The 24,116-nt window shown below is 39.9% G+C and carries 31 protein-coding genes and 1 tRNA gene; 17 read left to right on the top strand and 15 right to left on the bottom strand.

The window, feature by feature from the left end; translation table 11 throughout:
* Window position 1 precedes the first annotated feature (1 nt).
* Together metI and metC are read left to right on the top strand one after the other, a co-directional pair.
* A complete protein-coding gene (gene metI, locus WA325_RS11490; RefSeq protein WP_105990753.1) occupies window positions 2–1,123 on the top strand; it encodes a cystathionine gamma-synthase/O-acetylhomoserine thiolyase in 1,122 nt (373 codons plus the stop codon).
* Window positions 1,116–2,288, top strand: coding sequence for a cystathionine beta-lyase (metC, locus tag WA325_RS11485; protein ID WP_336183651.1), 1,173 nt, complete (start codon window positions 1,116–1,118; stop codon window positions 2,286–2,288). Before metI ends, metC begins: the two co-directional genes overlap by 8 nt.
* Window positions 2,289–2,319: 31 nt before the next feature.
* On the opposite strand, the gene WA325_RS11480 is transcribed toward metC, so the two are convergent.
* Together WA325_RS11480 and WA325_RS11475 are read right to left on the bottom strand one after the other, a co-directional pair.
* The gene (locus tag WA325_RS11480; protein WP_336183650.1) at window positions 2,320–2,865 is read right to left on the bottom strand and encodes a GNAT family N-acetyltransferase; all 546 of its coding nucleotides are present in this window, start codon (window positions 2,863–2,865) and stop codon (window positions 2,320–2,322) included.
* A gap of 72 nt (window positions 2,866–2,937) precedes the next feature.
* A complete protein-coding gene (locus WA325_RS11475) occupies window positions 2,938–4,128 on the bottom strand; it encodes a DUF819 family protein (protein WP_105953703.1) in 1,191 nt (396 codons plus the stop codon).
* A 173-nt stretch (window positions 4,129–4,301) separates the two neighbouring features.
* Between WA325_RS11475 and WA325_RS11470 the strand changes: the two genes are divergently transcribed.
* Window positions 4,302–4,374, top strand: a tRNA-Val gene (locus WA325_RS11470).
* A gap of 278 nt (window positions 4,375–4,652) precedes the next feature.
* Here the strand turns inward: WA325_RS11470 and WA325_RS11465 are convergent.
* Both WA325_RS11465 and WA325_RS11460 read right to left on the bottom strand, forming a co-directional pair.
* The gene (locus WA325_RS11465; RefSeq protein ID WP_336183649.1) at window positions 4,653–5,108 is read right to left on the bottom strand and encodes a tetratricopeptide repeat protein; all 456 of its coding nucleotides are present in this window, start codon (window positions 5,106–5,108) and stop codon (window positions 4,653–4,655) included.
* Between the two features lie 49 nt (window positions 5,109–5,157).
* The gene (locus WA325_RS11460) at window positions 5,158–5,736 is read right to left on the bottom strand and encodes a response regulator aspartate phosphatase (RefSeq protein ID WP_336183683.1); all 579 of its coding nucleotides are present in this window, start codon (window positions 5,734–5,736) and stop codon (window positions 5,158–5,160) included.
* A 347-nt stretch (window positions 5,737–6,083) separates the two neighbouring features.
* Between WA325_RS11460 and WA325_RS11455 the strand changes: the two genes are divergently transcribed.
* Window positions 6,084–6,365, top strand: coding sequence for a putative quinol monooxygenase (locus tag WA325_RS11455; RefSeq protein WP_227598249.1), 282 nt, complete (start codon window positions 6,084–6,086; stop codon window positions 6,363–6,365).
* Between the two features lie 374 nt (window positions 6,366–6,739).
* Here WA325_RS11455 and WA325_RS11450 read toward each other — a convergent pair whose 3' ends face one another.
* Together WA325_RS11450 and WA325_RS11445 are read right to left on the bottom strand one after the other, a co-directional pair.
* Window positions 6,740–7,051, bottom strand: a complete 312-nt coding sequence (locus tag WA325_RS11450) for a hypothetical protein (RefSeq protein WP_336183647.1) — start codon at window positions 7,049–7,051, stop codon at window positions 6,740–6,742.
* A gap of 412 nt (window positions 7,052–7,463) precedes the next feature.
* Window positions 7,464–7,859 carry a hypothetical protein gene (locus WA325_RS11445; protein ID WP_336183646.1) on the bottom strand — a complete coding sequence of 132 codons (396 nt, stop codon included), beginning with the start codon at window positions 7,857–7,859 and terminating at the stop codon, window positions 7,464–7,466.
* 285 nt (window positions 7,860–8,144) lie between these two features.
* Between WA325_RS11445 and WA325_RS11440 the strand changes: the two genes are divergently transcribed.
* The 7 genes from WA325_RS11440 (at window position 8,145) to WA325_RS11410 (ending at window position 13,303) form a co-directional block, all read left to right on the top strand.
* Window positions 8,145–8,585 carry a DUF805 domain-containing protein gene (locus WA325_RS11440; RefSeq protein ID WP_024120995.1) on the top strand — a complete coding sequence of 147 codons (441 nt, stop codon included), beginning with the start codon at window positions 8,145–8,147 and terminating at the stop codon, window positions 8,583–8,585.
* Between the two features lie 342 nt (window positions 8,586–8,927).
* Window positions 8,928–9,191 carry a hypothetical protein gene (locus WA325_RS11435; protein ID WP_336183645.1) on the top strand — a complete coding sequence of 88 codons (264 nt, stop codon included), beginning with the start codon at window positions 8,928–8,930 and terminating at the stop codon, window positions 9,189–9,191.
* 336 nt (window positions 9,192–9,527) lie between these two features.
* Window positions 9,528–10,247, top strand: coding sequence for an NPP1 family protein (locus tag WA325_RS11430; protein WP_202852860.1), 720 nt, complete (start codon window positions 9,528–9,530; stop codon window positions 10,245–10,247).
* Window positions 10,248–10,605: 358 nt separating this feature from the next.
* Window positions 10,606–11,442, top strand: a complete 837-nt coding sequence (gene csn / locus WA325_RS11425; RefSeq protein ID WP_336183644.1) for a chitosanase — start codon at window positions 10,606–10,608, stop codon at window positions 11,440–11,442.
* A 511-nt stretch (window positions 11,443–11,953) separates the two neighbouring features.
* Entirely contained in the window at window positions 11,954–12,076 is a 123-nt protein-coding gene (locus WA325_RS11420; RefSeq protein WP_059292995.1) for a hypothetical protein, read from the top strand.
* A gap of 90 nt (window positions 12,077–12,166) precedes the next feature.
* A complete protein-coding gene (locus WA325_RS11415) occupies window positions 12,167–12,454 on the top strand; it encodes a YozQ family protein (RefSeq protein WP_024121001.1) in 288 nt (95 codons plus the stop codon).
* A 435-nt stretch (window positions 12,455–12,889) separates the two neighbouring features.
* Complete coding sequence (locus WA325_RS11410) at window positions 12,890–13,303, top strand: YjdF family protein (protein WP_336183643.1); 414 nt, start codon at window positions 12,890–12,892, stop codon at window positions 13,301–13,303.
* Between the two features lie 50 nt (window positions 13,304–13,353).
* Here the strand turns inward: WA325_RS11410 and WA325_RS11405 are convergent, their stop codons facing one another.
* On the bottom strand, window positions 13,354–13,860 hold the full coding sequence (locus WA325_RS11405; protein ID WP_105990618.1) for a GNAT family N-acetyltransferase: 507 nt from the start codon (window positions 13,858–13,860) through the stop codon (window positions 13,354–13,356).
* Window positions 13,861–14,228: 368 nt separating this feature from the next.
* Window positions 14,229–15,095 (bottom strand): LysR family transcriptional regulator, encoded by an 867-nt coding sequence (locus WA325_RS11400; RefSeq protein ID WP_105990620.1) that lies wholly within the window; start codon window positions 15,093–15,095, stop codon window positions 14,229–14,231.
* 128 nt (window positions 15,096–15,223) lie between these two features.
* Between WA325_RS11400 and WA325_RS11395 the strand changes: the two genes are divergently transcribed.
* The 3 genes from WA325_RS11395 (at window position 15,224) to WA325_RS11385 (ending at window position 17,253) form a co-directional block, all read left to right on the top strand.
* Window positions 15,224–16,195 carry a DMT family transporter gene (locus WA325_RS11395; RefSeq protein WP_336183642.1) on the top strand — a complete coding sequence of 324 codons (972 nt, stop codon included), beginning with the start codon at window positions 15,224–15,226 and terminating at the stop codon, window positions 16,193–16,195.
* Between the two features lie 17 nt (window positions 16,196–16,212).
* On the top strand, window positions 16,213–16,356 hold the full coding sequence (locus WA325_RS11390) for a YrzO family protein (protein ID WP_202852856.1): 144 nt from the start codon (window positions 16,213–16,215) through the stop codon (window positions 16,354–16,356).
* A gap of 129 nt (window positions 16,357–16,485) precedes the next feature.
* On the top strand, window positions 16,486–17,253 hold the full coding sequence (locus WA325_RS11385) for a MerR family transcriptional regulator (RefSeq protein ID WP_202656910.1): 768 nt from the start codon (window positions 16,486–16,488) through the stop codon (window positions 17,251–17,253).
* Between the two features lie 182 nt (window positions 17,254–17,435).
* Here WA325_RS11385 and WA325_RS11380 read toward each other — a convergent pair whose 3' ends face one another.
* Together WA325_RS11380 and WA325_RS11375 are read right to left on the bottom strand one after the other, a co-directional pair.
* Complete coding sequence (locus WA325_RS11380; protein WP_336183641.1) at window positions 17,436–17,630, bottom strand: DUF4177 domain-containing protein; 195 nt, start codon at window positions 17,628–17,630, stop codon at window positions 17,436–17,438.
* Between the two features lie 327 nt (window positions 17,631–17,957).
* Window positions 17,958–18,266: a YjdJ family protein gene (locus tag WA325_RS11375; RefSeq protein ID WP_105953693.1), complete on the bottom strand. Its 309-nt coding sequence runs from the start codon at window positions 18,264–18,266 to the stop codon at window positions 17,958–17,960.
* A 156-nt stretch (window positions 18,267–18,422) separates the two neighbouring features.
* On the opposite strand from WA325_RS11375, the gene WA325_RS11370 reads away from it, so the two are divergent.
* Window positions 18,423–18,740, top strand: coding sequence for a hypothetical protein (locus WA325_RS11370; protein WP_336183640.1), 318 nt, complete (start codon window positions 18,423–18,425; stop codon window positions 18,738–18,740).
* 23 nt (window positions 18,741–18,763) lie between these two features.
* Here the strand turns inward: WA325_RS11370 and cyoE are convergent, their stop codons facing one another.
* The gene (gene cyoE, locus WA325_RS11365) at window positions 18,764–19,753 is read right to left on the bottom strand and encodes a heme o synthase (protein ID WP_336183639.1); all 990 of its coding nucleotides are present in this window, start codon (window positions 19,751–19,753) and stop codon (window positions 18,764–18,766) included.
* A 126-nt stretch (window positions 19,754–19,879) separates the two neighbouring features.
* Window positions 19,880–20,116, bottom strand: coding sequence for a hypothetical protein (locus WA325_RS11360; RefSeq protein WP_024121014.1), 237 nt, complete (start codon window positions 20,114–20,116; stop codon window positions 19,880–19,882).
* Window positions 20,117–20,391: 275 nt separating this feature from the next.
* Here WA325_RS11360 and WA325_RS11355 point away from each other — a divergent pair, with 275 nt between their 5' ends.
* A complete protein-coding gene (locus tag WA325_RS11355) occupies window positions 20,392–21,792 on the top strand; it encodes a polysaccharide deacetylase family protein (RefSeq protein ID WP_105953691.1) in 1,401 nt (466 codons plus the stop codon).
* A 50-nt stretch (window positions 21,793–21,842) separates the two neighbouring features.
* Here WA325_RS11355 and WA325_RS11350 read toward each other — a convergent pair whose 3' ends face one another.
* Together WA325_RS11350 and WA325_RS11345 are read right to left on the bottom strand one after the other, a co-directional pair.
* On the bottom strand, window positions 21,843–22,316 hold the full coding sequence (locus tag WA325_RS11350) for a YjfA family protein (RefSeq protein WP_336183638.1): 474 nt from the start codon (window positions 22,314–22,316) through the stop codon (window positions 21,843–21,845).
* A 126-nt stretch (window positions 22,317–22,442) separates the two neighbouring features.
* Window positions 22,443–22,610 carry a YjfB family protein gene (locus WA325_RS11345; RefSeq protein ID WP_105953689.1) on the bottom strand — a complete coding sequence of 56 codons (168 nt, stop codon included), beginning with the start codon at window positions 22,608–22,610 and terminating at the stop codon, window positions 22,443–22,445.
* 125 nt (window positions 22,611–22,735) lie between these two features.
* Here WA325_RS11345 and WA325_RS11340 point away from each other — a divergent pair, with 125 nt between their 5' ends.
* Window positions 22,736–23,635, top strand: a complete 900-nt coding sequence (locus tag WA325_RS11340; RefSeq protein ID WP_336183637.1) for a DUF2268 domain-containing protein — start codon at window positions 22,736–22,738, stop codon at window positions 23,633–23,635.
* Window positions 23,636–23,649: 14 nt separating this feature from the next.
* Here the strand turns inward: WA325_RS11340 and WA325_RS11335 are convergent, their stop codons facing one another.
* Window positions 23,650–24,042, bottom strand: coding sequence for a ribosomal maturation YjgA family protein (locus WA325_RS11335; RefSeq protein WP_227598240.1), 393 nt, complete (start codon window positions 24,040–24,042; stop codon window positions 23,650–23,652).
* Between the last annotated feature and the right edge of the window lie 74 nt (window positions 24,043–24,116).

The following is a 24,116-nucleotide window of genomic DNA, read 5'->3' as shown; positions in this document are numbered from 1 at the left end:
TATGTCACAGCACGTTGAAACGAAATTAGCCCAAATCGGAAACCGAAGCGACGAAGTAACGGGAACAGTGAGTCCCCCTATTTATTTATCAACTGCATACCGCCACAGAGGGATCGGCGAATCGACCGGATTTGATTATGTTCGGACAAAAAACCCGACACGCCAGCTTGTTGAGGACGCGATTGCCAGTTTAGAAAACGGAGCGAGAGGGCTTGCCTTCAGTTCAGGAATGGCAGCGATTCAAACCATTATGGCGCTGTTTAAAAGCGGGGATGAACTGATCGTTTCATCGGATTTGTATGGCGGCACGTACCGTCTGTTTGAAAATGAATGGAAAAAATACGGCTTGACCTTTTATTATGATGATTTCAGCGATGAGGACTGTTTACGCTCCAAGATTACACCAAATACAAAAGCGGTGTTTGTGGAAACACCGACAAATCCGCTGATGCAGGAGGCGGACATTGAAAAGATCGTCCGGATCTCAAAAGAGCACGGTCTTCTGGTGATTGTTGATAACACATTTTATACACCGGTTTTGCAGCGCCCGCTTGAGCTTGGCGCCGACATTGTCATTCACAGCGCAACCAAATATTTAGGCGGCCATAACGATTTGCTCGCGGGCCTTGTTGTTGTAAAGGATGAACAGCTTGGAGAAGAAATGTTTCAGCATCAAAACGCCATCGGCGCCGTCCTGCCTCCGTTTGACTCATGGCTTTTGATGAGAGGAATGAAGACACTCAGTCTCAGAATGCGCCAGCATCAGGCGAACGCGCAAGAGCTTGCGGCCTTTTTAGAGAAGCAAGAAGAAATCAAGGATGTGCTTTACCCGGGAAAAGGAGGCATGCTGTCCTTCCGTCTGCAAAAAGAAGAGTGGGTGAATCCATTTCTAAAAGCACTGAAAACGATTTGCTTTGCAGAAAGCCTCGGCGGGGTGGAGAGCTTTATTACATACCCTGCCACACAGACGCACATGGATATTCCTGAAGACATCCGTATCGCAAACGGCGTCTGTAACCGTCTTCTGCGTTTTTCAGTCGGAATTGAACATGCGGAAGATTTAAAAGAGGACCTAAAGCAGGCGTTATGTCAGGTCAAAGAGGGAGCTGTTTCATTTGAGTAATCACAATTGGACGCTGGAAACCCAGCTCGTGCACAATCCATTTAAAACAGACGGCGCAACCGGGGCGGTCAGTGTACCGATCCAGCACGCATCGACCTTCCATCAATCTTCATTTGAAGAATTTGGCGCATATGATTACAGCCGCTCAGGCACGCCGACAAGAACAGCTCTCGAAGAAACAATTGCCGCCCTGGAAGGCGGAACGAGAGGGTTTGCTTTCAGTTCAGGCATGGCTGCGATCTCAACAGCATTTTTACTTCTCTCACAGGGCGATCACGTTCTTGTGACAGAAGATGTATACGGCGGAACTTTCCGCATGGTGACAGAGGTTTTGACCCGTTTTGGCATTGAGCACACGTTTGTTGATATGACGGATATCAACGAAGTGGCGCGGAATATCCAGCCAAACACAAAGGTCATTTATATGGAGACGCCGTCAAATCCGACACTTGGAATTACTGATATTAAAGCGGTTGTCCAGCTTGCAAAAGAAAACGGCTGTCTGACCTTTCTGGATAATACATTCATGACACCGGCACTGCAGCGTCCGCTTGATCTCGGCGTTGATATCGTGCTTCACAGCGCAACAAAATTCCTGAGCGGACACAGCGATGTGCTGTCAGGACTGGCTGCTGTCAAGGATGAAGAGCTTGGGAAACAGCTGTATAAGCTGCAAAACTCGTTCGGCGCCGTCCTTGGCGTGCAAGATTGCTGGCTCGTGCTGCGCGGCTTAAAAACATTGCAGGTCCGTTTAGAAAAAGCGAGCCAAACAGCGCAGCGGCTTGCGGAATTTTTCCAGAAGCATCCGGCGGTGAAACGCGTGTATTATCCGGGGCTGTCTGATCATCCGGGAGCCGAAACCCATAAAAGTCAGTCGATAGGAGCGGGTGCTGTGCTTTCTTTTGAGCTTGAAAGCAAAAAGGCCGTTAAGAAATTAGTAGAGAATGTATCACTTCCGGTCTTTGCTGTGAGCCTTGGCGCCGTGGAATCGATTTTGTCCTATCCGGCAACGATGTCTCACGCAGCAATGCCTAAGGAAGAACGTGAAAAACGCGGCATCACAGACGGCCTGCTCCGTCTAAGTGTGGGAGTCGAACATGCAGATGATTTAGAACGCGATTTCGAACAAGCGCTGAAAGAAATTGCGCCTGTAGCTGCGCGTTAAAAAAGAAGCCGGGCGATATCCCGGCTTCTTTTTACTTTTCATCAACAGGATTCAGAATCGCCAGTACTTGATGATCCTCCCATTTTCCGTTGATTTTCACGTTTTTTCGGGCAATGCCCTCTTTATGAAATCCCGCTTTTTCTAATACGCGCATGGACCCCAGATTGCGAGGCATGACACCGGCTTCAATACGATGCAGCTTCAGATCGTAAAACGCATAATCAACAATCAGTCTGACCGCCTCTGTCATAAGGCCCTTTCCGTTATGGGCTTTATCTAAAAAGTATCCAATAAACGCGCATTGCAGCGCTCCGCGGATGATTTGGAAAAGGGAAACCGTCCCGATTAATGTATGGTCTTTATTTGTGAAGATGCCGAAGTGATACTCTTGGTCATTTTCCAGTCTTTGCTGATATTGTTCGATCCTTTTTCTCTGCCCTTCAATCGTATAGTAATCGTCTGCGCGAATCATGGAGAACTGTTCAAAAAATGCCCGGTTTTCGCTTTGCAGCCGAAGATTCTCTTCAGCATCTTCTGTTTCTAAAGGTCTTATATAAATGGTATGTCCTTTTAACATACAGTGATCTCTCCGTTCTCGCATCAGCAATTTCTCTTACATAGTATTCTGAGGAAAGTGTGAAAATCCTTTTTATAAAAAGGAAGAAAACCAATTTCCCATAAAGGTGCCAACATAATTGCCGATCAAGTAGCCGAGTGTGCCGACCAGCATAATCGGTGCAACAAGCTCCCGCCATCCTTTGGCAATCGCCATCGCAGCTGCTGTTGTAGGGCCGCCGACTGTGGCGTTTACGGCAAGCAGAATTTCCTCAAGGCGCACGCGGAACAATTTACCGACAGCTAAGGAAACCGCTAAATTGCTGATGGCGATGATAAAGACAAATAAGAGAATAAGAGGCGCATTTGTGATGATTAACCGGAGATCTGCAGGAATGCCAATCACCACAAAAAACAAATAAATCAAGTAGGTGCCAAGCTCCTGAGATCCATTGAGCCTTTCAAAAAAACGAGGGAACAGAAAGATGATAAGAACGGTTAAAGACGTAAGCACAAGGTACTGATCGCCAAGCGTCCCGGTCAAAAGGGGATGAGAAAACGTAATTTTGAAATAGCCGGAAATCTTACCGCTTACCGCAACAAGGGCAAAAGCAGCTCCAGCGTTAAAGGCAATATCCTTTAATGAAATGTCTTTCCGCTTCCAATAGCTTTCCGCGCTGTTACCGCTGTTTCCTTCCGCTTTTGCCTGATCTTCAAACGGCATCGCATAATGCCGGCGAAACCATTTGAGTGCGGGAATGCTGATTAAAATAAAAAACAACAGCGCCATCATAAAGTTATCTGCCACAACCGTTGCCGACACATATTCGCCCGGTGTCTTAAATTTCGCAGCCATCGCCGCAAAATTAATCCCGCCGCCAATATAGGAGGCACTGATCATCCCGCCGATCTTATCTAGATAGGGAATATGCTGTTTTAATAGAAAAAAAGCGATGATGCTGCCAACCACTGTCCCTAAGGAGCTTATAAGAAAAATAAACAGCAACCGCCTGCTTTCCTTAAATATCTGCCGCACATTGATCTGAAACAGCAAAAGAGGAATCGCAAGCGGCACCACATATGACCATACGGTATCGTAAACAGGGGATTCAACAGGAAGCACTCCTATATTTGTAAACACCATTGCGCCTGCCAGCGCGATAATAGCGCCAGACACAGCGGACGCCCACTTAAAGCGCTGCTCCAGCCCGATGCTCACTGCCGCCCACACCGCAATAAACCCCCATAATACCCATACATCATCAGAAGAAATCAAAGAATGCAAAACCCCATCACCTCTATTGTTAGAAAATTAAGACATATTATAATAGCTGATGAACATAACAGCAAGTCCGAAAAAAAGTTTTTCTAAAAAAGAAGTTGACGAATAGAAGGGAAGATTATATAATAGAACTTGTCAGAAAGACAACAATATACCCAGCAACACATACATATCATGATTCCGTAGCTCAGCTGGGAGAGCGCTACCTTGACAGGGTAGAGGTCGCTGGTTCGAGCCCAGTCGGAATCATAGCTTAAACCCTTGCGCAGCAAGGGTTTTTTACTTTTTGTAGGGGTTGTCGGTTTTATTAATGCAGTATATGATTTAATGAAAACCCAAGAATAAAAATTGAGTTGAGAAAGATAAAATAAAAACCCCATTTGTAAAGTCCAAAATGGGGTTATTTCTTAATTTCATATTAAGTTGCTGCTCTATCTGCGACCTTATAAGTGGACTGCTCAGAAAGAGCGTATGAAGCGCTAGATACTCCAACAACGCCAAGCAAGAGCGCTAAACAAATTGCAATTTTACATTTTTTCATTTAAATGTTTCCCCCTTTGAATTTGTTTGCGTGCTTCAATTGCCATTTGATAAAAATCGACCGCATCATGTCTGTCTTCTTTGTTGGTCAAAAAATCAGCAACAGCAACAGCGTATTCTTCCATATCACCGTAAAGGTTTTTCTCTACGAAGAACTTGAACACTTCTCTAAGTGTTTGTAAGTCGAATGATAAATAAAGACCTTTAACCAGTTTTAATTTCTCGGTTACTTCCTGGTTGTTGTGTCGGGCAGCAACCTTTTGACCTTCCTGGTATAATTCTAATGCAGTCTTTAAATCATTTTTCTTTGCTTTGACATATGCCAGATTAAAAATCGCTTTGGACTCATAAATGTGTTTTCGATCTTTATGAATTTCATAGGCAATTTGAAAATGTTTCTCAGCATTGTCAAGTTCTTCAAGGTTATTATAACATAATCCCACGTTAAAATGAGCTGAACCAATTAAATGTTGCTCCCCTATTTTTATAGCATCATGCTGTTTCTAAAGCATCCTCATAACACATTTTATCTAGCCAATTCCCAAAGATAACAAACTGACATTGGACCATTTCTTTGCCATATGTAAGGTTACCCTGAGCATCTTTTTGCTCTTTAAATATAGAATATGCTCGCTGAGCATAATTCATTGAGAAATGAGTCTCTTTCATATAGTAATAGACCTCTGATACTTTAAAATAGAACTCGGCCTTATCTGTATTTGCGTTTTCATCTAATAAATCAAGATATTTTTCGGCTTCGCGATAATATGTTAAGGCAATAACTAAATCTCTTGTTCTGAAATGATACATACCGGTAAAAAAATGATAATAGAACTCTATTGTATTCGTAAGGGATTCAGGGGCCATATTCTCCCTTGTCTTTTTAAGAGCAGAATAAACACCATCTATATTTTTAACAGAGTCAGGTTCGAGATACGACAGCATTATTTCGTGCCGTAGCTTTAGTAGCTGAAGATAGACTGCAACCTTTTCATTTTTCTCCATCATATCGAATTCTTTTTCAACTTTTCTTTTCATTTCTTTTGCTTTCTCAACTCGACCCTGCTTTATGACAACATACCAATGATTAATGTCTGTAGTTACATAATGATATGGGATTAAATCCGAAACAGACGATCAAATACCTCCTTTTATTTACATATATTTAATTTCATACCACTAAGGACCCCTCTAATAGATTATTTTTTGAAAAGTCCCTCTATTTAGATTAAAAATGGTCGGAATAAACATAAATAAGGACCATATCGTCTGATATCGACCCTTTAGCTTGCTTTAGAATTTATAGAAAATTGGTCTAAAAGGCTATCGATGTCGTTTAATGATTTATAAATGACATCTACATTTTTCAAGAAAATGTTATAATGAAAAGTCATAAAATGATGTGAGGAGGAATTTCGATGCATTACATAACGGCATGCTTAAAAATCATCAGTGATAAAGAACTTAATGAAATAATGAAGGAATTTAAAAAACTTGAGGAAGAAACAAACAAAGAAGAAGGGTGTATTCAATTCCATGCATATCCGCTTGAACCATCAGAACGCAAAATAATGCTTTGGGAGATTTGGGAAAACGAAGAAGCTGTTAAAGAACATTTCACGAAAAAACACACAAAAGACGTTCAAAAACAAGAATTAACGGAAGTAGAATGGTTAATGAAAAGCAATGTGAATGAGTAAAAGGTTCCTTAAAAAAGAGACATTCAATGGCTAAGAATAACCACCTGTAATTAAGTAGTAAAATATGTTGGCGGATTGTTGTCCAACTCTGCCAACAATCATCATTTTCATTCAGAAGTAATCAGATGTACAATTCAATAGGCTTTGAAATAAAAGGGCAAACTTGATTTTTTGGCTTAGAAATTCATTGAGCCTGTCTCTTTTAGGGTCAAAATCATTGAAAAGTTCAGCGGTGTTTAATTTGAACCTGGATAGGAACATAAAATCTCAATTTTCTAAGAAAAGCTCCCACACAATAGGGAGCTTTTCTATTTTCACATCACTTGTTATAAAGCGTATTAAATATAAGAAACTTTTATAGATATTTAAGAGATTTAGTGATGTTTTTTATACGATTCGACAAAATCATAATAATGATCATCGTCATCATAATACTTTTTATCGTAATGGTAATCGTGATCATCATCATACTTCTTGTCATGATCAAAATCATAATACTTATTGTCGCAATCATAATGCTTCTTATCGCAGTCATAATACTTATTGTCGCAATCATAATGCTTCTTATCGCAGTCATAATACTTTTTGTCGCAATCATAATGCTTCTTATCGTGGTCATAATACTTTTTGTAATAAGTTTTTTTCCAAGTGTAACACTCTTCTTTATATTTTTTATAATAACCCAATTTAAGCCCTCCTATTATTTTAATCAATATTAATATATGAAGTTTATATGATATGGTATGGCCAAATTCACTAATAATTTATTAATAGGGCTATTTCTGATAACCAAATATAAGTTAGGTGAAAGGATTCGATCACAGTGAATAGACGAAGTATGTTGTAATGCCATTTGGGAACAGATGGGGACGAATAGGGGACAAACTTTTTAGTCAAAACAAAAGGTTTTTTATCAGAAATTCTTGTTAGAAAACCCTATAAAATATGGTTTTTAAAATAAAACGTCAGTTCGTATCGGCATATAGTCCCTACCTCCTTGACAGGGGAGAGGCCACTGGTTCGAACCCAGGCGGAATCATACACGAAAAAAACGGCAGGAAACGCTGATAAAGGCGTTCCTGCCGTTTTTGTTTTGTGTTATCTTTTCGCAATGAGATAAAGTGATATAGCTCTTTGGGTTTGAAGAGGATTATGAATCGTAATCACCCACTGGTTTCTTCGCCTCGGAAAACTGCCTATTGCATACATTGGAGCATAATCACGTGGAGTAAACCCGCCATTTATTACCTTTATATCTCTTCCTTCAAGATAACAAACAAGGTATTCACCGGGATCTATGACCTGTTGGTTAGTCCATGCGTAAGAAGAAAAGCCGTCTCCGAGATCCTCGGTGGAAGATGGCGGTATAAAGCCATCTACATTCAATGTTATTTCTCTTCTTCGCTGTCTTTCTGAAAAGTCTTGATTTCTTTGCGTGTGATGAGCAGGTGGTAAGTGAGGAATTAACACAGGAACATAAAAGTAATGATACAAAGTAACCACTCCTTCGTTTACATTCATACAAAGTGTATGTTGGCGTATTTCGTTAATTCCTGTTTTGTTGTCAGTTGACTAAGAATGGAACTAAAGGAGTGAGGACAATCAGCTTGTCCATTTTTGTTTTAAAGACTGCCTTCATTTTTTGTATAGAAAGTTTCTTTGATAATAAGGTCTTTTTGCCATTGACTAGTTTTATAGCCCTCGCTATTTTTAATCATTTTTATGATATAATGGATATGTTTTTCAGTAATTTACAGTGTTGGTAACGGAGGAAATGATATGAAATGGTATTGGAATGGCTTAAAGAACTATGTCAATTTTGAAGGGAGAGCTCGGCGAAAGGAATATTGGATGTTTCATCTCTTTAATGGCATCATTTGTTTTATTTTATTACTGCTATCATTAATACTAGTTGGATTATTAACATCAGGCCCATTGGCGGCAGAAGGATATGCCGGTTCTCAAGTAGGATATGTAATTGGATATGGCGGGGGATTACTGGCATATATTCTGATCTTTCTTTATCAGTTAGCTGTTTTTCTTCCGTCTCTTGCTCTCAGTATCCGCAGATTGCATGATATCGGCAAAAGTGGCTGGTGGATATTTATAGGCTTTATTCCAGTGGTCGGTCCTATTATTATGCTGATCTTTAACTGCCAAGATAGTGAAACAATAGAGAATCAATATGGAGCAAATCCTAAGATTATAAATGAATCGTAAATTGCGCCCCAATTGTTAGACAATGAGTTTAGCGATTGGGGTGTTTTTTATAGCCTGAAGAACTCATAAGGTAACTACATATTCAAGATAGAGAACAACTTTTAAAGAATTTTGTGCTGCAGGATATCGGCATGAATGATCTTACATTATTTGGTTTAACATGGTTAACTGCATATTGAATAGTTATTTCTTTTTCTTCTTAACCACTTTCTAAGCACCTTTGTTTATAGTTTTCGCAAAGGATTGAATTAATATGCTCAAGAAGACATTTAGAATGGAACGAATCAAAGTGAAATTAATGGACAAACTTATATGGATTAAAAAGAAGAGAGGAGGGTGGAAATGAGTAAAAAATGGTTGCAAATAATAACTGCGTTATGTCTATCCACTTTTATATTAATGGGCTGTAATAATGATCAAAATAATAATGATCAAGACAACACTCCAGATGTTGAGGAGAACGATCAGGATAATAACGGTAACAATGCGCCGGGTGTTGATGAGGACGATACGATCAATAAAGATGATGAAAAAGATAATGAGACTGATCCCGAAGATCCGGTTGAGGATAATGAAGATGCCGATAAAGATAAAAAAGATGAGTAAGGAAACAGCACATCACCATTGTTTGCAGAAGAACCGACTCTTCGTGCAGAGAAGTTTTAGTATTCTTTTCTGATGCTTTCTGCTGGCGGTGCTACAGACGAAAAACGTGCTTGAAAGGCTCTAAAATGACAAAAAGCTCTGTCCTTAGTGGATGGGGCTTATTGTGTGTTTGTGACACGTTTTTGAAATGAATACTTTTTACCGAATTTAAAACATAAGAAAAATTCAAATAATACTTTAGAAACAAAATGTGTGAAGTTTGTAAAAATGACATTGATTTCAACTCGAATTTTTGATAACTAATAATTGTCTATATTGTCAAAAGGAGTTGGAATCATGAACAAATTTTTCTTGGCTCTCTTTTTATCCGTTTTCGCTTCTGTCAGCATTGTTTCAACAGCGAATGCAGCAGTAATCGATCATGACAAGGTTGTCGGCTTTAAAGAGGTAGTGCCTGCCACTGTTACTCAAAAAGCGGCGAAACGTTTTCAGCCATATTTGAAGGTTTATAGCGGGTGCGTGCCTTTTCCTGCAGTCGATGCACAAGGCAATACAAGTGGAGGTTTAGAGCCTACTGGAGCGCCTGAAGGACATTGCAGCAAAAATACTGGACAAGTATATTCGCGTTCTGCTTGGTACAATGGTGTTTGGGCAATTATGTATTCCTGGTATTTTCCAAAAGATGAAGCCTCTCCAAAATTAGGTCACAGACATGACTGGGAAGGAATCGTTGTATGGATTGATAATCCAGCAAATCAACATCCAAAAGTTTTATCCATTGCATATTCCGGACACGGAAAATTCACAAATGCAGCACCAAGTGGAAGCAACATGAGAGATCATCATCCTTTGATTGCATATGACAGCACTTGGCCGCTGAACCATGAATTACTTATGAGCGATGATGTAGTAGGCGGAACTCAACCGTTAATCGGATGGGATGATTTAACTCCTGCCGCAAGGAATGCATTACATACAACAGATTTCGGTAAAGCAAATGTTCCTTTTAATGATAATAACTTTACCAGCAATTTAAAGAAAGCATGGTTTAAATAAAAACATCTTGGTATTGGGAAGAGTCCTTACAAAGAAGGATTCTTTTTTTTTTGACTTACATGAATTCCTATTCGTTACAGTTTCTCCGATAGCTGATTGGCAATGATTACTTTTAAAAATGGAACGAATGATAACAAGAGAAGTCCTTGTCGGAAAGCCTTTTCTCTCAAGAATCTCTCTGGGGTGAAAATGATGTCTGTCTTTTAAATGAGAGGATAAGGTTCAAGCCGCAATCTATTACCATTAAGAGTAGTAATTAAGATTCAAAATATTGACAAATCGATGTATTTTCAACAAAAGGGCAACCCCTTCATGTATACTGAGTCCGTAATTACAATATATAGAAAGGGGTAATAGAATGAAAATCAGTTTAGAGAAAAAAGCAGGTTTCTGGAAGAAGGCAGCGATTTCATCATTTATGTTCACCATGTTTTTTACCCTGATGATGAGTGATACGGTTTTTGCGGCCGGACTGAACAAGGATCAAAAGCGCCGGGCGGAACAGCTGACCAGTATCTTTGAAAACGGCACGACGGAAATCCAATACGGATATGTGGAACCCTTGGGTGATGGAAGAGGCTATACATGCGGACGGGCAGGCTTTACAACGGCTACCGGGGATGCATTGGAAGTAGTTGAAGTATACACAAAGGCAGTACCGAATAACAAACTGAAAAAGTATCTTCCTGAATTGCGCCGTCTGGCCGAAGAAGAAAGCGATGACATAAGCAACCTCAAGGGATTTGCTTCTGCCTGGCGTTCGCTTGGAAATGATAAAGATTTCCGTGCTGCCCAAGACAAGGTAAATGATCGCTTGTATTATCAGCCTGCCATGAAACGATCAGAGAATGCCGGATTGAAAACGGCACTGGCAAAAGCTGTGATGTACGATACAGTTATTCAGCATGGCAATGGTGATGACCCTGACTCTTTTTATGCCTTGATCAAACGCACGAACAAAAAGGCAGGCGGCTCACCTAAAGACGGAATAGATGAGAAGAAATGGTTAAATAAATTTCTGGACGTGCGTTATGACGACCTGATGAATCCAGCAGATCCGGACACCCGTGATGAGTGGAGAGAATCGGTTGCCCGTGTGGACGTGCTTCGCTCTATCGCCAAGTCGAACAACTACAATCTGAACGGACCGATCAATATCCATTCAGCAGAATACGGTGATTTCGTAATCAAATAAGCAGCAAGTGTAAAGAAACCGGCTGCACCCTTTGCGAATACACCCGCCGCCTTCATTAATATGGCGGGGTTTAACGTATGAACCGATTGTGTAAATGTCATTATCATTACTTAGCCCTTCTCAGAGAGAAGGGTTTTTTCAATCTAATCTGCTGTTCCAATTCAATGAAAAAAACCAGATTTACTAGGCATGAATGTATCTGGTCCAACGGCAGTCACATCAGCAGTTAGGCTTAATACATAATTCTAGACTTGTTTTCATGCTGGCTGATCCTCTAAATAAAGAGTGTTTTTCTTACAGTAAACGGAACAGTTTCTGGCATATTACATTCTTTAAACTTATTGTGTTGACTGAAAGATAAATTATGCTTTGGCAGATACAGAACTAATGACGAATGGTCACTCTTAAGAGTTTTTTTGTTATTGGTCAAAAGGGGTGAATGAATGCCTGCTCAAAAGACAGAATAAGGGGGAAGCTGATATTCCAATGTTTTCAGAAAAGAGGTGAAAGCATGACTAAAAAAGGGATTCAAAATTCAAGTATTGAACAAATAAGAAATGATCATGAGACTGAAACAGCATTCAAAGCAGATGACCCTAAAAAACATGGCACAGGTTCAAAGAGGACCAAATAAGTTTTGTTTCAATGGAAAGCCTGATATCAAGATCTGGGCCAATTGTTTTTGGCCTGTCATATTGATTGATAAGGAATGGGAGTGGATGATGTGACTCAAAAAAATGGAGCAGACAGACCTGATGATTATAAAAGATTTTCTGAAATCGACAAGGATTTTGATTTTAATCAAAATGGCGATCCTAAGTCAGAGACATTAGGTAAGAACGAGCAAACCAATAACAAAGAAGAAGCAAACGAAAATATGGATGTCGCAGGAAGATATTTTGAACCGTCAGATTACAAAGGAACCACACAATTGGAACAGGGTTTGGCTGAAACGCATGAACAAGTCAGTGATGACTATTTTGAGGGAACCATCGACCAAAACTTGGACTAATAATCAAGCGGAGCTGACTCGAATGAACTTGAGTTAGTTCCGTTTTTCGTACAAAGATGAAACTGGTTGGCAGAGGCTGTTTTCATAAAGGGGTATGTAAATAGTGGTATCCACGCTTTATGTGAACGCCTGACAGCTGCCGGCTTTTGCGAAACAAAAGGAAATTATTCTATTAAAAGAAGAGAATGCAACTATTTAATCTTTTTCAGTCTTCTTTGGATTCCTTGATTTTGAATAGAGAAAAAAGGTTCAAGCTGATGCATGACTTATTCTTTAATATCTTTTCTCTAAAGGGAAAAATTGATAAAATTTAAGCAGAAGAATGAAAAAACACGATTCGGTTGGTAGTCCGAATGCATTTTTATCATGTCAGTAACCTTCCCCTCCTCGGGATGTCCATCATTCTTTCATCATTTAAAAGAGGGGGGAATCGTTATGAAATTAACGATTTACTACAATGGTCAGTTTTGGGTAGGAGTTATTGAGGTTTTGAAAAACGGAAAACTAAAGGCCTCTCAGCATTTGTTTGGAAAAGAGCCGAAGGATTCTGAAGTATTAGATTTTGTTAATAGACAACTCTTAAAGACTCTGTCCCAGTCTGAGCAGGAAGGAGTTAGTGTAAAGGCCCAAGATCAGAAAAAGATAAATCCGAAAAGATTGCAACGTCAGGTTTCGAAGGAATTGAAACGTGCCGGAGCATCCTTAAAGGCACAGGATGCGATGAAACAAGAGTTGGAAGCGAAGAAGCAAAAGAAAAAACATATAACGAAAGAACAAAGAGAAAAAAGAAAAGAACAAAAGTATCTCATCAGAAAGCAAAAAGCTAAAAAAAAGCATAGAGGAAAATAGCTTGAAAAAGCAGGCATAGAGCCTGCTTTCTTATAAGTGAAGTATATGTTTTACACTTTAGCGTATCTCCAATGGATAAAGTCTTTTTCTTCACGGTCCAGTTTAAACCCTAACTTCTTCAAAATATGCTGTGATCCCATATTGCCATGTTCACATCTTGCCGCAATACAGTTAACATTCTCTTCGCTTAATGCCCAGTTGATTAACTTTTGAGCAGCCTCAAAACAATAACCTTTACGGCGGTGACTTTTATTTGTTGCAAAACCGATTTCAACCATGCCATCCGTATCAGGGTCGCCTAAAAACCCAGTTCCTCCGACAATTTCATAATCATCCTTCTTTAAAATGATCCATGAATCAAATCCTCTTGTTCCTTTATTTTTGATTAAAATCTCGCGGAAATAAGGAATTGCTTCAAAAAAATCGGAGTTTGGCCATTCCCCATTTGTTTTATAACCCAGGTCTATAATAGCCTGATGATCCAGTTTAGATGCAGCGTCTAGAAGGTTAACATCAATCGTTTTTAATAGTAACCGATCCGTTTCAAGGAGAACCATCTCTTTAGCCTCTCTTCTATTTGATATCCATACATGTGATTCTTTTTATGTTCATTTACCATGAATCGAGAATTAATTGTCCTCTCTATAACAAGTTTGTCACAATGCATATTCATTATTTTCTCTCTATATAACGTATCCGTAATATGTGCCGCACCAAAAAAATTCATGAACTTGATAACAGAAAAAAACGATAAAGAAATCAGTATGATTTCAAATAGTAAGAAACCGTCTGGGTCCAAATAAACGGATGATAAGGAGTAAAGGGGGAGCAGAGATGGTGCCTGCTCTTAATTATGAAAAGCTATTTGCAGCTAACAGGAATATGCATAAGTTTGGCGGTGAGAACAAAGCAGTAGCAGACTTCCTTAAGACATACTCATCCTTTGATGCTCACTAATCGTCATCAGCAGGCTGCGCATCGAATTTGTCATGTAAGCGTCTTTGTGCCGAATAAAGATGGTTGAGATCATGCTATATTTCTCAGGCAGCGGGTGACAATAAACCTTACCTGCGGCTGAAAGATGTGTTATGGCAGATTCGGGTACGACTGTGATTCCAAGACCAAGTGCAACACTATTTAAAATGGTCTCTAGAATGTTAAACTCCAAAATTCTTTTTGGCAGTAAACCTTCATCTTTGAGCCAATGTTCCAGTCTGGAACGATATCCGCATCCTTGATTAGACACAAGGATCGGCGTCGTCATAAAATCCTCTATTTGAAACGTTTTATTTGCAGTTACTAGAGTAAGTTTTTCAGTATAGACATCATATTGTTCGAGAAATGAATGCTTAATTGGCCCTGATATAAAAGCCCCGTCTAATTCGTGGTTGGTTACCTTCTCAATAAGCTCCTCCGTTAAACCAGCCTGCAATGATAAATCCACGTTTGGATACTTTTTATAATAGGAGGCTAAGATGGTCGGCAGTATCCTCACTGTTTCCACTGTACCGATTTTTAATATTCCAGAGGGGATATCACTATCAAGAAAGACTTGTTTTAGCTCTTCAACATCTTTCAAGATTTTGTTAACGTATTCAAGCATTTTTCGGCCCTCAGGATTTAATGTTACCCCTTTTTTATGCCGATTGAAAAGAGGTGTTTTGAGTTCGTTTTCTAATTGCTTAATACGTGCTGTTACATTGGATTGTACATAGCTTAATTCCTTTGCAGCGCCGGTAATACTTTTGTGATGGGCAACGCTTTGGAAAATTTGTAAGTCTCGCAGTTCCATTTAGTATCCCTCCTTCATTTAAAATATCATTATAAATGATGTTTTTCATCATTTTTATTCATTTTACATGATGTCATCCTTCTTTTTATAATTCTCATTGTCAATACAAGAAAAGGAGGGGAATGACAATGAAAAACGGTCAATTATTCATTGGTGTCCTCACATGTTTAGTAGCAAGTATGTCGTGGGGCGCAATGTTTCCAGTTGCAGATCATGCATTAGCATTTGTTGATCCATTATATTTTTCATCTATTCGATATGGCGTGGTAGCAGTTATCTTAGTGATTTTATTATTGGTAAGGGAGGGGAAGAAATCATTTCGTTTAGAGGGTAAAGCAAAATTGCTCATTTTTTTTGGTGTAATGGCGTTTACTGTATACAACGTTTTTATTTTTTGGGGCCAAAGGTTGATGGGGAAGTCTGGAATCATGACTGCGTCTATTGCAGAGGCACTTATGCCAATCATTTCTATTTTTATCCTGTGGGGATATAAACATGTGAAACCGAAAAAATATAAGATTATATCTATTATAATTGCTTTTCTTGGAGCCGCATTCGTTATTACCAAAGGCGATATGGGTTTCTTTTATACATTGAGAGATAACCTGTTTTCGCTAACCTTTATTTTAATGGGTGTTGTGGGATGGGTAATCTATACAATGGGGGGACAGCTATTTCAAGAATGGTCTACACTTCGCTATTCAACATTGACGTGTTTATTCGGTACAGCTGTAACAGGTATTCTAACAGCTGTGCTCACCGCTCAAAGATACGTGTCCATACCTAGTATAAATGTGATTGCTGAAATTAAGTATGACTTATTATTTATGATTACTTTACCAGGTATCGTAGCTCTCCTTAGCTGGAACTATGGTGTTAAAATTTTATCACCCATTAACGGGATTTTATTTATTAACTTTGTTCCCATTACTACATTGTTAATCATGATGATACAAGGATCTAAAATAACCACTTTTGATGTAGCAGGAACACTGCTTGTCATGACAGCGCTTATTCTAAATAACATTTTTCAGCGTAAGGAAGATAAAAATGATAAGCAGTCTTTAGAAAATGAACAAACACGGTTGACTATCTCTTAGACGTTGGAGGATGCTATATGCTTGAAGGTTTATTGTTTTTCATTTCGGCTGGAATTGTCTGTGAACTAGCAGCAATTAATCGAAATGGCCGCAAAAATATAAAACAACAGGAGGAGTTCAATCAACTTTTAAAAGAACTTCTTAATAGAGCCATCAAATAAGTTTCGGTATATGACATGTTGCAGATAAATCATCTCCTTGAAAATTCAAGGAGATCTTTTTTTAAAAAAAAAGCTTTGACATTCACGTTACGTCAAAGTGTACGGTTAATGTATAAGGAGGGAGAAGAAATGGAATATACCGTTCAGAAGTTAGCCAAATTAGCGGGAGTCAGCACAAGAACGCTTAGGTATTATGATGAGATTAACCTTTTAAAGCCAGCACGGATTAATTCATCAGGATACCGAATTTATGGGGAAAAAGAAATCAACGAATTACAGCACATTTTATTTTATCGAGAGTTAGGTTTCCAATTAGAGGAGATAAAAAAATTAATCTTTTCCCCATCTTTTAATCGTCATAAAGCATTAAAGAATCATCATGCAGAGCTTCTAGAAGAAAGAGCCCGGATTGATAGCCTTATACAAAATGTAGAAAAAACAATTCATGCAGAGGAGAGAAACGAAAAGATGAGAGATGAAGAGAAATTTATAGGATTTAAAAAAGAGCTTGTGGAAGAAAATGAGCGGAAATACGGAGCGGAAATACGCCAAAAGTATGGAGAAGAAGCGGTGGAAGAAACTAACCAAAAAGTGTTGAATATGACAAAGGAGCAATATGAAGAGCTGACCGCTACAGAAAAAGAAATGTTTGAAAAACTTAAAAAAGCATTTGAAGAAGGAGATCCAAAAAGTGAAGATGCCTTGAAAGCGGCGGAATTACACAAAAAATGGCTTCTTTATCATTGGAGCGACTACAGCAAAGAAGCTCATGCAGGTCTAGGGGAGATGTATGTATCAGATGAGCGCTTTAAGCGATATTACGATCAACATGGTGAGGGATTAGCTGAATTTCTAAGACAGGTGATCTATGCGTATACTGGGAAAGTTAATGATTAAGCATTGAACTGATGCATGGACTTTATCGAGCGAAAACGAAAGCGAAGTTTGAAGCACGATTGAAAAAACTAGAGTATTTCTTTGTCATGAAGGGTCAAAAAAGCTTACTCATTGTAAGCTTTTTATGATTTGTCATTTATAAATATGAGTTACTCAATGGTAAGAATGCTTAGCCATAAAGACTAAGCATCTTCCCCATCTCTTTCAAATATCATTTCAAAATAAGCAGCTGCTCCATACCCGTCTATACTAGGGGCGAAAACCTGAATAAACTTCCATCCTTTTTGAGCATAGTCACGAATGATTTGTTGGTAGTCTTCTTTGGGTCTTCTTCTCATGGTACTAAGTTCGACTCTAACGAATTCATACTCTTTCATCATGTGATACCTCCTGTAAGGTTATACGAAAGAGCGAGAGAAAAGTTCCGAAAGATGGAAAAACAAAAGGTGAAACCGAAAATAACCAATGAGGCAAGAACATTCAAGTTCGGATCATATAAACGCAGTTCTGATTGACCATACGAATATAGAGAAGATGTAAATCGCGTACCTAATCGTGGAATGCTTAGAAATCAAGTACGCGGAGCGAGCTACGCCTTGTCATATCCTCTAGATGAACTGGCGATTAAAGAAAAAAAAGGGGGAGGATCATAACGGTGCTCCTTTTATGGTATTTCAATGGGGCATGTGGTAATGACATATTCTTTACCGAGCCGTGTGACAATCGCGAATCAGCAAAAAAAGTGATACTAACACATATAAAAACGAACAGATCATCAGTATACTTATGACCGGATAGTGTTTCGCAGAGTATATGAAAAAGTCCAGCTGTGAAATTTGTTTGGGGTTGGTGATGGTGTCAATGCCGTTAAGGAGCTTTGAAAATTTGTCTGTGTAATTCCAATCGAATTGATCTGAAACAAGCTCGCTTCCTTGATACCAACTGACAGCGGCTAAAAACAGAAAAGCCATGAATGAAAATCCAAGCTGAACAGCTAAAACAATCTCTTTCATCGTGCGCCTTTAAATAAATGAACATGAGAAAAGCAGATCATATATTACCATCATGTAGGTGGTTGGACAATTTTTTCTTTATTCCGGATTGGGATAGCTGACAATGGAAAGGATCTTAATCTGTAATATATTCATATCGTAGAATGGAGAGCCAATATGTATTTCATTGGAGTTTTGGTTCAGGCTGGGCTGGTATTTTTTTGCTCTTTCGGCTTTTGTCGCTCTCAGCTATGTGTTATTTTGGATATTGGTGATCATATCCAGAAAGTGATGGTGTCCATGAACAAAGAAATCCTAAAATACATACTCACTATTTTTTCAATATGTGCAGCCCTCCAGGAAACCGATGATATCAGTATTGCCCATAGCTGGATTTTGACTGAAATCGTCCGATTTTTGATTTGCGCGGCTGTGTTTGTTATCCTGACTTTTCTATTAGAGACTGTTTTTCCAAACAAAAAAGAGTCACATTAATGTGTGGCTCTTTTTGCATAAAATCATCTGATTAAAAACATTACAAATGAATCAATCATCATGACAAAAAACAGCAAGCAAAAATAAATGAGTGAGTAGACAAACATATCCTTTGCCCACTTTACGTCATCGTCTGTTTTGAATCCTTGCATGCTTTTTTTGATCCATATACCTCCGAGAACGAAGGCAGTTAAAAAATAAAATGGGCTTATATGGCCGGTGCCGAGAGAAAAAGGAAATAATAGCGTGACTGGCACCAGGACAGCAATATATTGAATCATTTTTACTTTCGTTACATGATTTCCTTTTACAACAGGCAAGAGCGGGACACCAGCCGCCCGATATTCCTCTTTGCGTCTTATCCCAATAGCCCAAAAATGCGGGGGCTGCCACAGAAACATAATGGCATATAACATGACGGCGGTTACATTGATTTCTCCTGTGATGGCACAATAACCCATCAGCGGCGGAGCAGCTCCCGGAAAGCTTCCGACAAACGTGCTCCATACCGAGGCCCGTTTCACCCATACTGTATAGATAATGGCATAAAAAATAAAGGCGGCCAGTCCGAGAATTGCAGTTAAAGGGTTGAGGGAATACAGCATGGCAAGACCTGCTATTCCTAAAACAGAGCCATACGTTAAGATCAAAGCCGGCGGCATTTTTCCTGTGACTGAGGCCCTGCTGCGGGTGCGTTCCATTTTTGCATCCATATGCCGATCAAAATAGTTGTTGTAGACAGTGCCGGAGGCCATGACGAACGCGGTTCCAAGCATTGCCGTTATCATTGTCATAAAAAAAGCGAGTCCTGTTAATGGTTTTTCTGAGCCCACAAATGCGATCCAAAATCCGCCGAAGGCTGCTATCGAGTTTGATACGATAATGCCGGGTTTTGCAAGCTTTATAAAATCGTAAACGGATACCCGGTTCGAGGCTTTTATGTATTTTGTTTCAGAAATCGGAGCAGAAACTCTTGAATTCTCCAAAAATAGACGCCTCCCCCAAAACTGCATGCTTTTGTTATCGTACCAAGAGGCCAGTCAGATCACAATTATTTCCTGTATTTGTCATGATATTGTCAATTTTTATACAAAAAAAAGGGGAGCTGGACTGCCCCCATTTTCGGTAAACACCGCCTGCTATCTGTTGTATCCTCCATATCCGCCGCCGTATCCGCCGCCGTATCCGTACCAAGGGTAGTAAGGAGGGCGCGGGTAGTAGTAAGGCGGACGCGGATAAAACGGATAAAACGGTCTTGGGTAATAATAAGGCGGATAAAATGGCGGTCTAGGGCGCGGACGCGGGTAGTAATATGGCTGTCTTTCATCAAAAGGTGAAACTTGCTCAAACTGATCGTAATTAACAGGAAATTCCAATAGGGTTACCTCCCTAGCATTTTTTATTCTGTTTACCTTATTCCTGATATGAGAAATGGGTGTATGTCCATCGACCAAATTGTTTTTTTAATTGAGTAAATCCTCAGAAAGGGATTGACAAGAACTTCTAAATCTCCTATTATTACAAAAGTGAAATAAATGTTACTTTAATGTTACAAAAATATTTCTAATTGAGTACGAATGAGCATAAAGAACATCATCTGAATCTTTTGATGGGATATAAATCGAAGTGATTACGAAAGAAGGAGTTTGTGTTGTTGGCGAGAAGAATCAAATGGTTTCAAGTATTATTAGCAGTTGTTTGTGCGGCAGGGCTTATTGGCTTTTGCCATAATACATCAAAAAAAGAAACGGTCATGAATCAAGTGAAAACCGATTCTCAGTATGGAGATGTGGAGATCGCAACGCTTGTGAATGACGGGAAAACCTTCAATTACGCGGTCAACTACCCTGTTTTCAAAAATAAAAAAATGGATGCGGCATTAAAGAGTTTCGCAGAGAAAGAGGTTCGCCAATTTCAGAAGGAAACGAAAGATGCTGACCAGGAGCATACAAAAAAGCGCAATGAACTCAACATCGATTATGAAATTGTTCATTATGCCAAGCAGACAGCGGCAGTGGTCTTTAATGAATATAAATACATAGGCGGCGCGCATGGACAAACCGTAAAAAAAACATTTAACTTTGATTTTAGCAAGGAAGCCTTTCTTTCTATTGATGATATTTTCAAAAAGGACTCTGATTATTTACAAAAGCTTTCGCTGATCGCTTATCATGAGCTTAAAAAGAATAAGGACATTGCAGCGGACGACGAATTGTTAAAAGAAGGAACTGCACCGGCAAAAGAAAATTTCAGCCGTTTTGCCGTCAAGGAAGATTATATTGAGTTTTATTTTGATACATATCAAGTCGCTGCGGGCTATCTTGGAGAGCAGTCGATTGCGATTAAGAAAAATCTTTTGAAAGATATATTGAAAGAACAGTATATTGATAAAGCGAAAAACAAAAATAAAATCAAAGAACAAAAACCGAAGCACGAAGTCATTTCATTACCTAAAGAAGAAACAGTTGATCCGAATAAAAAAGTCATTGCGCTTACTTTCGACGACGGCCCGAATCCTGCGACAACAAATCAGATTCTGGACTCCTTGAAGAAATATGAAGGGCATGCAACGTTTTTTGTGCTGGGCAGCAGGGTTCAATATTATCCGGAAACGTTAAAAAGAATGCTGAAAGAAGGAAATGAAGTGGGGAACCACTCATGGAGCCATCCGCTTCTCACAAGGCTTTCAGTGAAAGAGGCTGTAAAGCAGATCAATGACACGCAGGACATGATTGAAAAAATAAGCGGGTATCGTCCGACGCTTGTGCGTCCTCCATATGGCGGCATTAATGATGAACTGCGCAGCAAGCTGAAAATGGATGTCGCGTTATGGGACATTGATCCGGAAGATTGGAAAGACCGAAATAAAAATACAATTGTCAACCGAGTCATGAGCCACGCGGCTGACGGAAAGACGATTTTAATTCACGATATTTACGGCACATCTGCTGATGCGGCCGATGAGATTATCAAAAGACTGACCGATCAAGGCTATCAATTGGTGACGGTCACTCAGCTTGAAGAGGTAAAAAAACAAAGGGAAGCGAAATAAATGTGGAAAGGCTGTCGCGGGAAATGCCCGTTGGACAGCCTTTTTTCTTTTTAATAAGAGCCTGTGGTTGCCCATACATTCAGGTTGGGGCCTGAATATTTACCGAAAGCGTAGGAGGTTCTCGGGTCTAAGTCATAGACCATAGGCGTATAACAAGATTTTTGGCCTGCCACCGCTTTGCCATTGCCGCCTGCAGAGTCACAGTTATATCTCTTTTTGTCTGTGTTCCGGGTTATTTCAGCGTTTGCTTCATAGCCTGTTGTCAAGGTGTTGTTCATCGTTATTTTTGCCCATGCCGTTTTGCATGTACTGCTGAACTTGAGCTCGACGACTCCGATGACTTGATTGTTTGCGTTCACTAAGTTAGAAGATTTTTTTGTGGCGGCGCTGGACGCACAATCATTGTAATAAGGGCTTTTTCCATCGTAGGCATGTGTTTCCGCATGAGCGGGTGCTCCCTTTATGGCAAAAATAAATACGAATGCGAACAACACCAAAGACACCTTTTGAACCATTCTTTTCATTTCTTCCTGACCTCCTTAAAATGACAAACAATAAATCATACGGAGGAAAGGCCAAAACATGCATGCTTTTTTGTGAAAAATAAAGGCGGCCGGGAGGATGGAGTACTTGGCCGCCTGGGTGTGAAGCTAAGCTTTCAGGTCAATGGTTTGTCCGAGCGTCGGATGCTGAATCAGCTTAAGGGTTTGATCAGCATTTTGCTGGGCAGTGTCCAGCATCTTTTTCGTTAAAGCGATATCAACATTTTGGGCCAGATTTGCTTGATGCATGGCAACTGATAATGCAGGAATATCCATTGCTACACCTCCTATGCCTTACCTATCGGCGGCCGGCTTCGATTTTATAGGGCAGAAAGGCTTAAATTTTTCTGTTGACCCTTACGCTGCGGCACACCGTATATTTTTCGTGAGGAGGGATTAGGATGAATATCGTAATAGAACAGACCTTTCAGCAATATGAAAAGCTGTTTTCGATGGAAGAACACGAAAGAGAGGACGAGTTTCGATATACGATGATGGGACCGTTTGGAAAAATGTGGAGCGCCATACAGGTTCCCCTAAAAGCGAAGACACCGAATGGATATGATGTGATCATGGCTGTAAAGATGCTTGGTTATTTGGATGTGTGTGATGCTGAAACCGGACAGAAAGCATTAAGAAAACTGCAGCAATTGCATATTGCCGAGACTGCTGAATCTGCGCTGCAGCAGTGTATACATTTTGCCGAGCGTGAAAAGCTGCGAGTAAATGCGGAAGAAATGAGGTTCGGGCTTTACATTGCTGATCCAAACAAGCTGAAGCTGCAAAAAGGGTATTGCGGGTTTGGGGGAATTCCAGGCTTTATTCACGTTTGGATGTATCCGAACAGCTATAACCTTCTGAGGATTTCATCGATGATTGCCCATGAATTTCACCATAATCTGCGGTTTTCGTATTTTGATTTTCAGCGAGGTTCTGTGTCGGTCGGGGATTATCTTGTCATTGAAGGGCTGGCTGAGTCATTTGCGCGGGAGCTCTTTGGCGAAGAACAATTAGGTCCTTGGGTTACTCGCTTTGATCGGGACGATTTGCAATATTCCATTGAAGTCATAAAAGAGGTGATTGATGTAAAAGGCTTTTCGGAGGTGAGCCGTTACATGTTTGGAGATCAAATAGCGAAAGCGCAAGGCTTTGAGCCGGCGGGATTATCTGCTTTTGCCGGATATGCGGTTGGATATCACGCTGTTCAGTCTTTTATGAATAAACACCGGGTCGATATAAAGGAGGCCACACTCTTGGATACAGAGACGATTCTGTCTCAGTGCGGGCTGTTCTCGACATAAGAAAAAGCGTCACGTCAGCGGCGCTTTTTGATGTTTTGATGGATCAGCTCTAAGAGTGTGCAGGTGACAATTCCCATCGTATAAGCTATGATATCGCTCCATAAAAATCCGTACCCCAGCACGAGGCCGCCGAGCGAAGTGCCCCTGATCCGGTCGATCCACTCAGCATGGTACAGCTGGCTGCATTCGATAATAACGCAAAATAAAAGGCTGATAATGCCTGTTGTGATGGTTTTCATCGTCTGAAACAGAAAGCCGCAGCCCGTAAAAATCATTGCGGCCCACAGTGCATCTCCGAGATAGGCATTGACGATATCCGGGAGAAAACTGGAGAATGCTCTTGACCCCAGTCCCAACCCAATGATGAGGATTGTAAAGGCCGCATATATGAACCGTTTCCTACTCATTAATGATTGATACCTCTTCTCGTATTTTCCTCCCATGTATTGTAAAGAATCCATCCTCACTTTGTCCATAAAAA

This window comes from Bacillus sp. 205(2023), from assembly GCF_037027485.1.
In the GTDB taxonomy this organism is placed as follows: Bacteria; Bacillota; Bacilli; order Bacillales; family Bacillaceae; genus Bacillus; species Bacillus halotolerans.
Note: the sequence above shows the minus strand (reverse complement) of the source record. Positions and strands in the feature narration are given on the sequence as shown.

Coding starts and splice junctions, on each gene's coding strand:
- metI (WP_105990753.1), top strand. CDS start 2: ATGTCACAGCACGTTGAAACGAAATTAGCCCAAATCGGAAACCGAAGC.
- WA325_RS11480 (WP_336183650.1), bottom strand. CDS start 2,865: ATGTTAAAAGGACATACCATTTATATAAGACCTTTAGAAACAGAAGAT.
- WA325_RS11455 (WP_227598249.1), top strand. CDS start 6,084: ATGCATTACATAACGGCATGCTTAAAAATCATCAGTGATAAAGAACTT.
- WA325_RS11440 (WP_024120995.1), top strand. CDS start 8,145: ATGAAATGGTATTGGAATGGCTTAAAGAACTATGTCAATTTTGAAGGG.
- WA325_RS11435 (WP_336183645.1), top strand. CDS start 8,928: ATGAGTAAAAAATGGTTGCAAATAATAACTGCGTTATGTCTATCCACT.
- WA325_RS11430 (WP_202852860.1), top strand. CDS start 9,528: ATGAACAAATTTTTCTTGGCTCTCTTTTTATCCGTTTTCGCTTCTGTC.
- csn (WP_336183644.1), top strand. CDS start 10,606: ATGAAAATCAGTTTAGAGAAAAAAGCAGGTTTCTGGAAGAAGGCAGCG.
- WA325_RS11420 (WP_059292995.1), top strand. CDS start 11,954: ATGACTAAAAAAGGGATTCAAAATTCAAGTATTGAACAAATAAGAAAT.
- WA325_RS11410 (WP_336183643.1), top strand. CDS start 12,890: ATGAAATTAACGATTTACTACAATGGTCAGTTTTGGGTAGGAGTTATT.
- WA325_RS11405 (WP_105990618.1), bottom strand. CDS start 13,860: ATGGTTCTCCTTGAAACGGATCGGTTACTATTAAAAACGATTGATGTT.
- WA325_RS11400 (WP_105990620.1), bottom strand. CDS start 15,095: ATGGAACTGCGAGACTTACAAATTTTCCAAAGCGTTGCCCATCACAAA.
- WA325_RS11395 (WP_336183642.1), top strand. CDS start 15,224: ATGAAAAACGGTCAATTATTCATTGGTGTCCTCACATGTTTAGTAGCA.
- WA325_RS11390 (WP_202852856.1), top strand. CDS start 16,213: ATGCTTGAAGGTTTATTGTTTTTCATTTCGGCTGGAATTGTCTGTGAA.
- WA325_RS11385 (WP_202656910.1), top strand. CDS start 16,486: ATGGAATATACCGTTCAGAAGTTAGCCAAATTAGCGGGAGTCAGCACA.
- WA325_RS11380 (WP_336183641.1), bottom strand. CDS start 17,630: ATGAAAGAGTATGAATTCGTTAGAGTCGAACTTAGTACCATGAGAAGA.
- WA325_RS11375 (WP_105953693.1), bottom strand. CDS start 18,266: ATGAAAGAGATTGTTTTAGCTGTTCAGCTTGGATTTTCATTCATGGCT.
- WA325_RS11370 (WP_336183640.1), top strand. CDS start 18,423: ATGTATTTCATTGGAGTTTTGGTTCAGGCTGGGCTGGTATTTTTTTGC.
- cyoE (WP_336183639.1), bottom strand. CDS start 19,753: ATGCAGTTTTGGGGGAGGCGTCTATTTTTGGAGAATTCAAGAGTTTCT.
- WA325_RS11350 (WP_336183638.1), bottom strand. CDS start 22,316: ATGAAAAGAATGGTTCAAAAGGTGTCTTTGGTGTTGTTCGCATTCGTA.
- WA325_RS11345 (WP_105953689.1), bottom strand. CDS start 22,610: ATGGATATTCCTGCATTATCAGTTGCCATGCATCAAGCAAATCTGGCC.
- WA325_RS11340 (WP_336183637.1), top strand. CDS start 22,736: ATGAATATCGTAATAGAACAGACCTTTCAGCAATATGAAAAGCTGTTT.
- WA325_RS11335 (WP_227598240.1), bottom strand. CDS start 24,042: ATGAGTAGGAAACGGTTCATATATGCGGCCTTTACAATCCTCATCATT.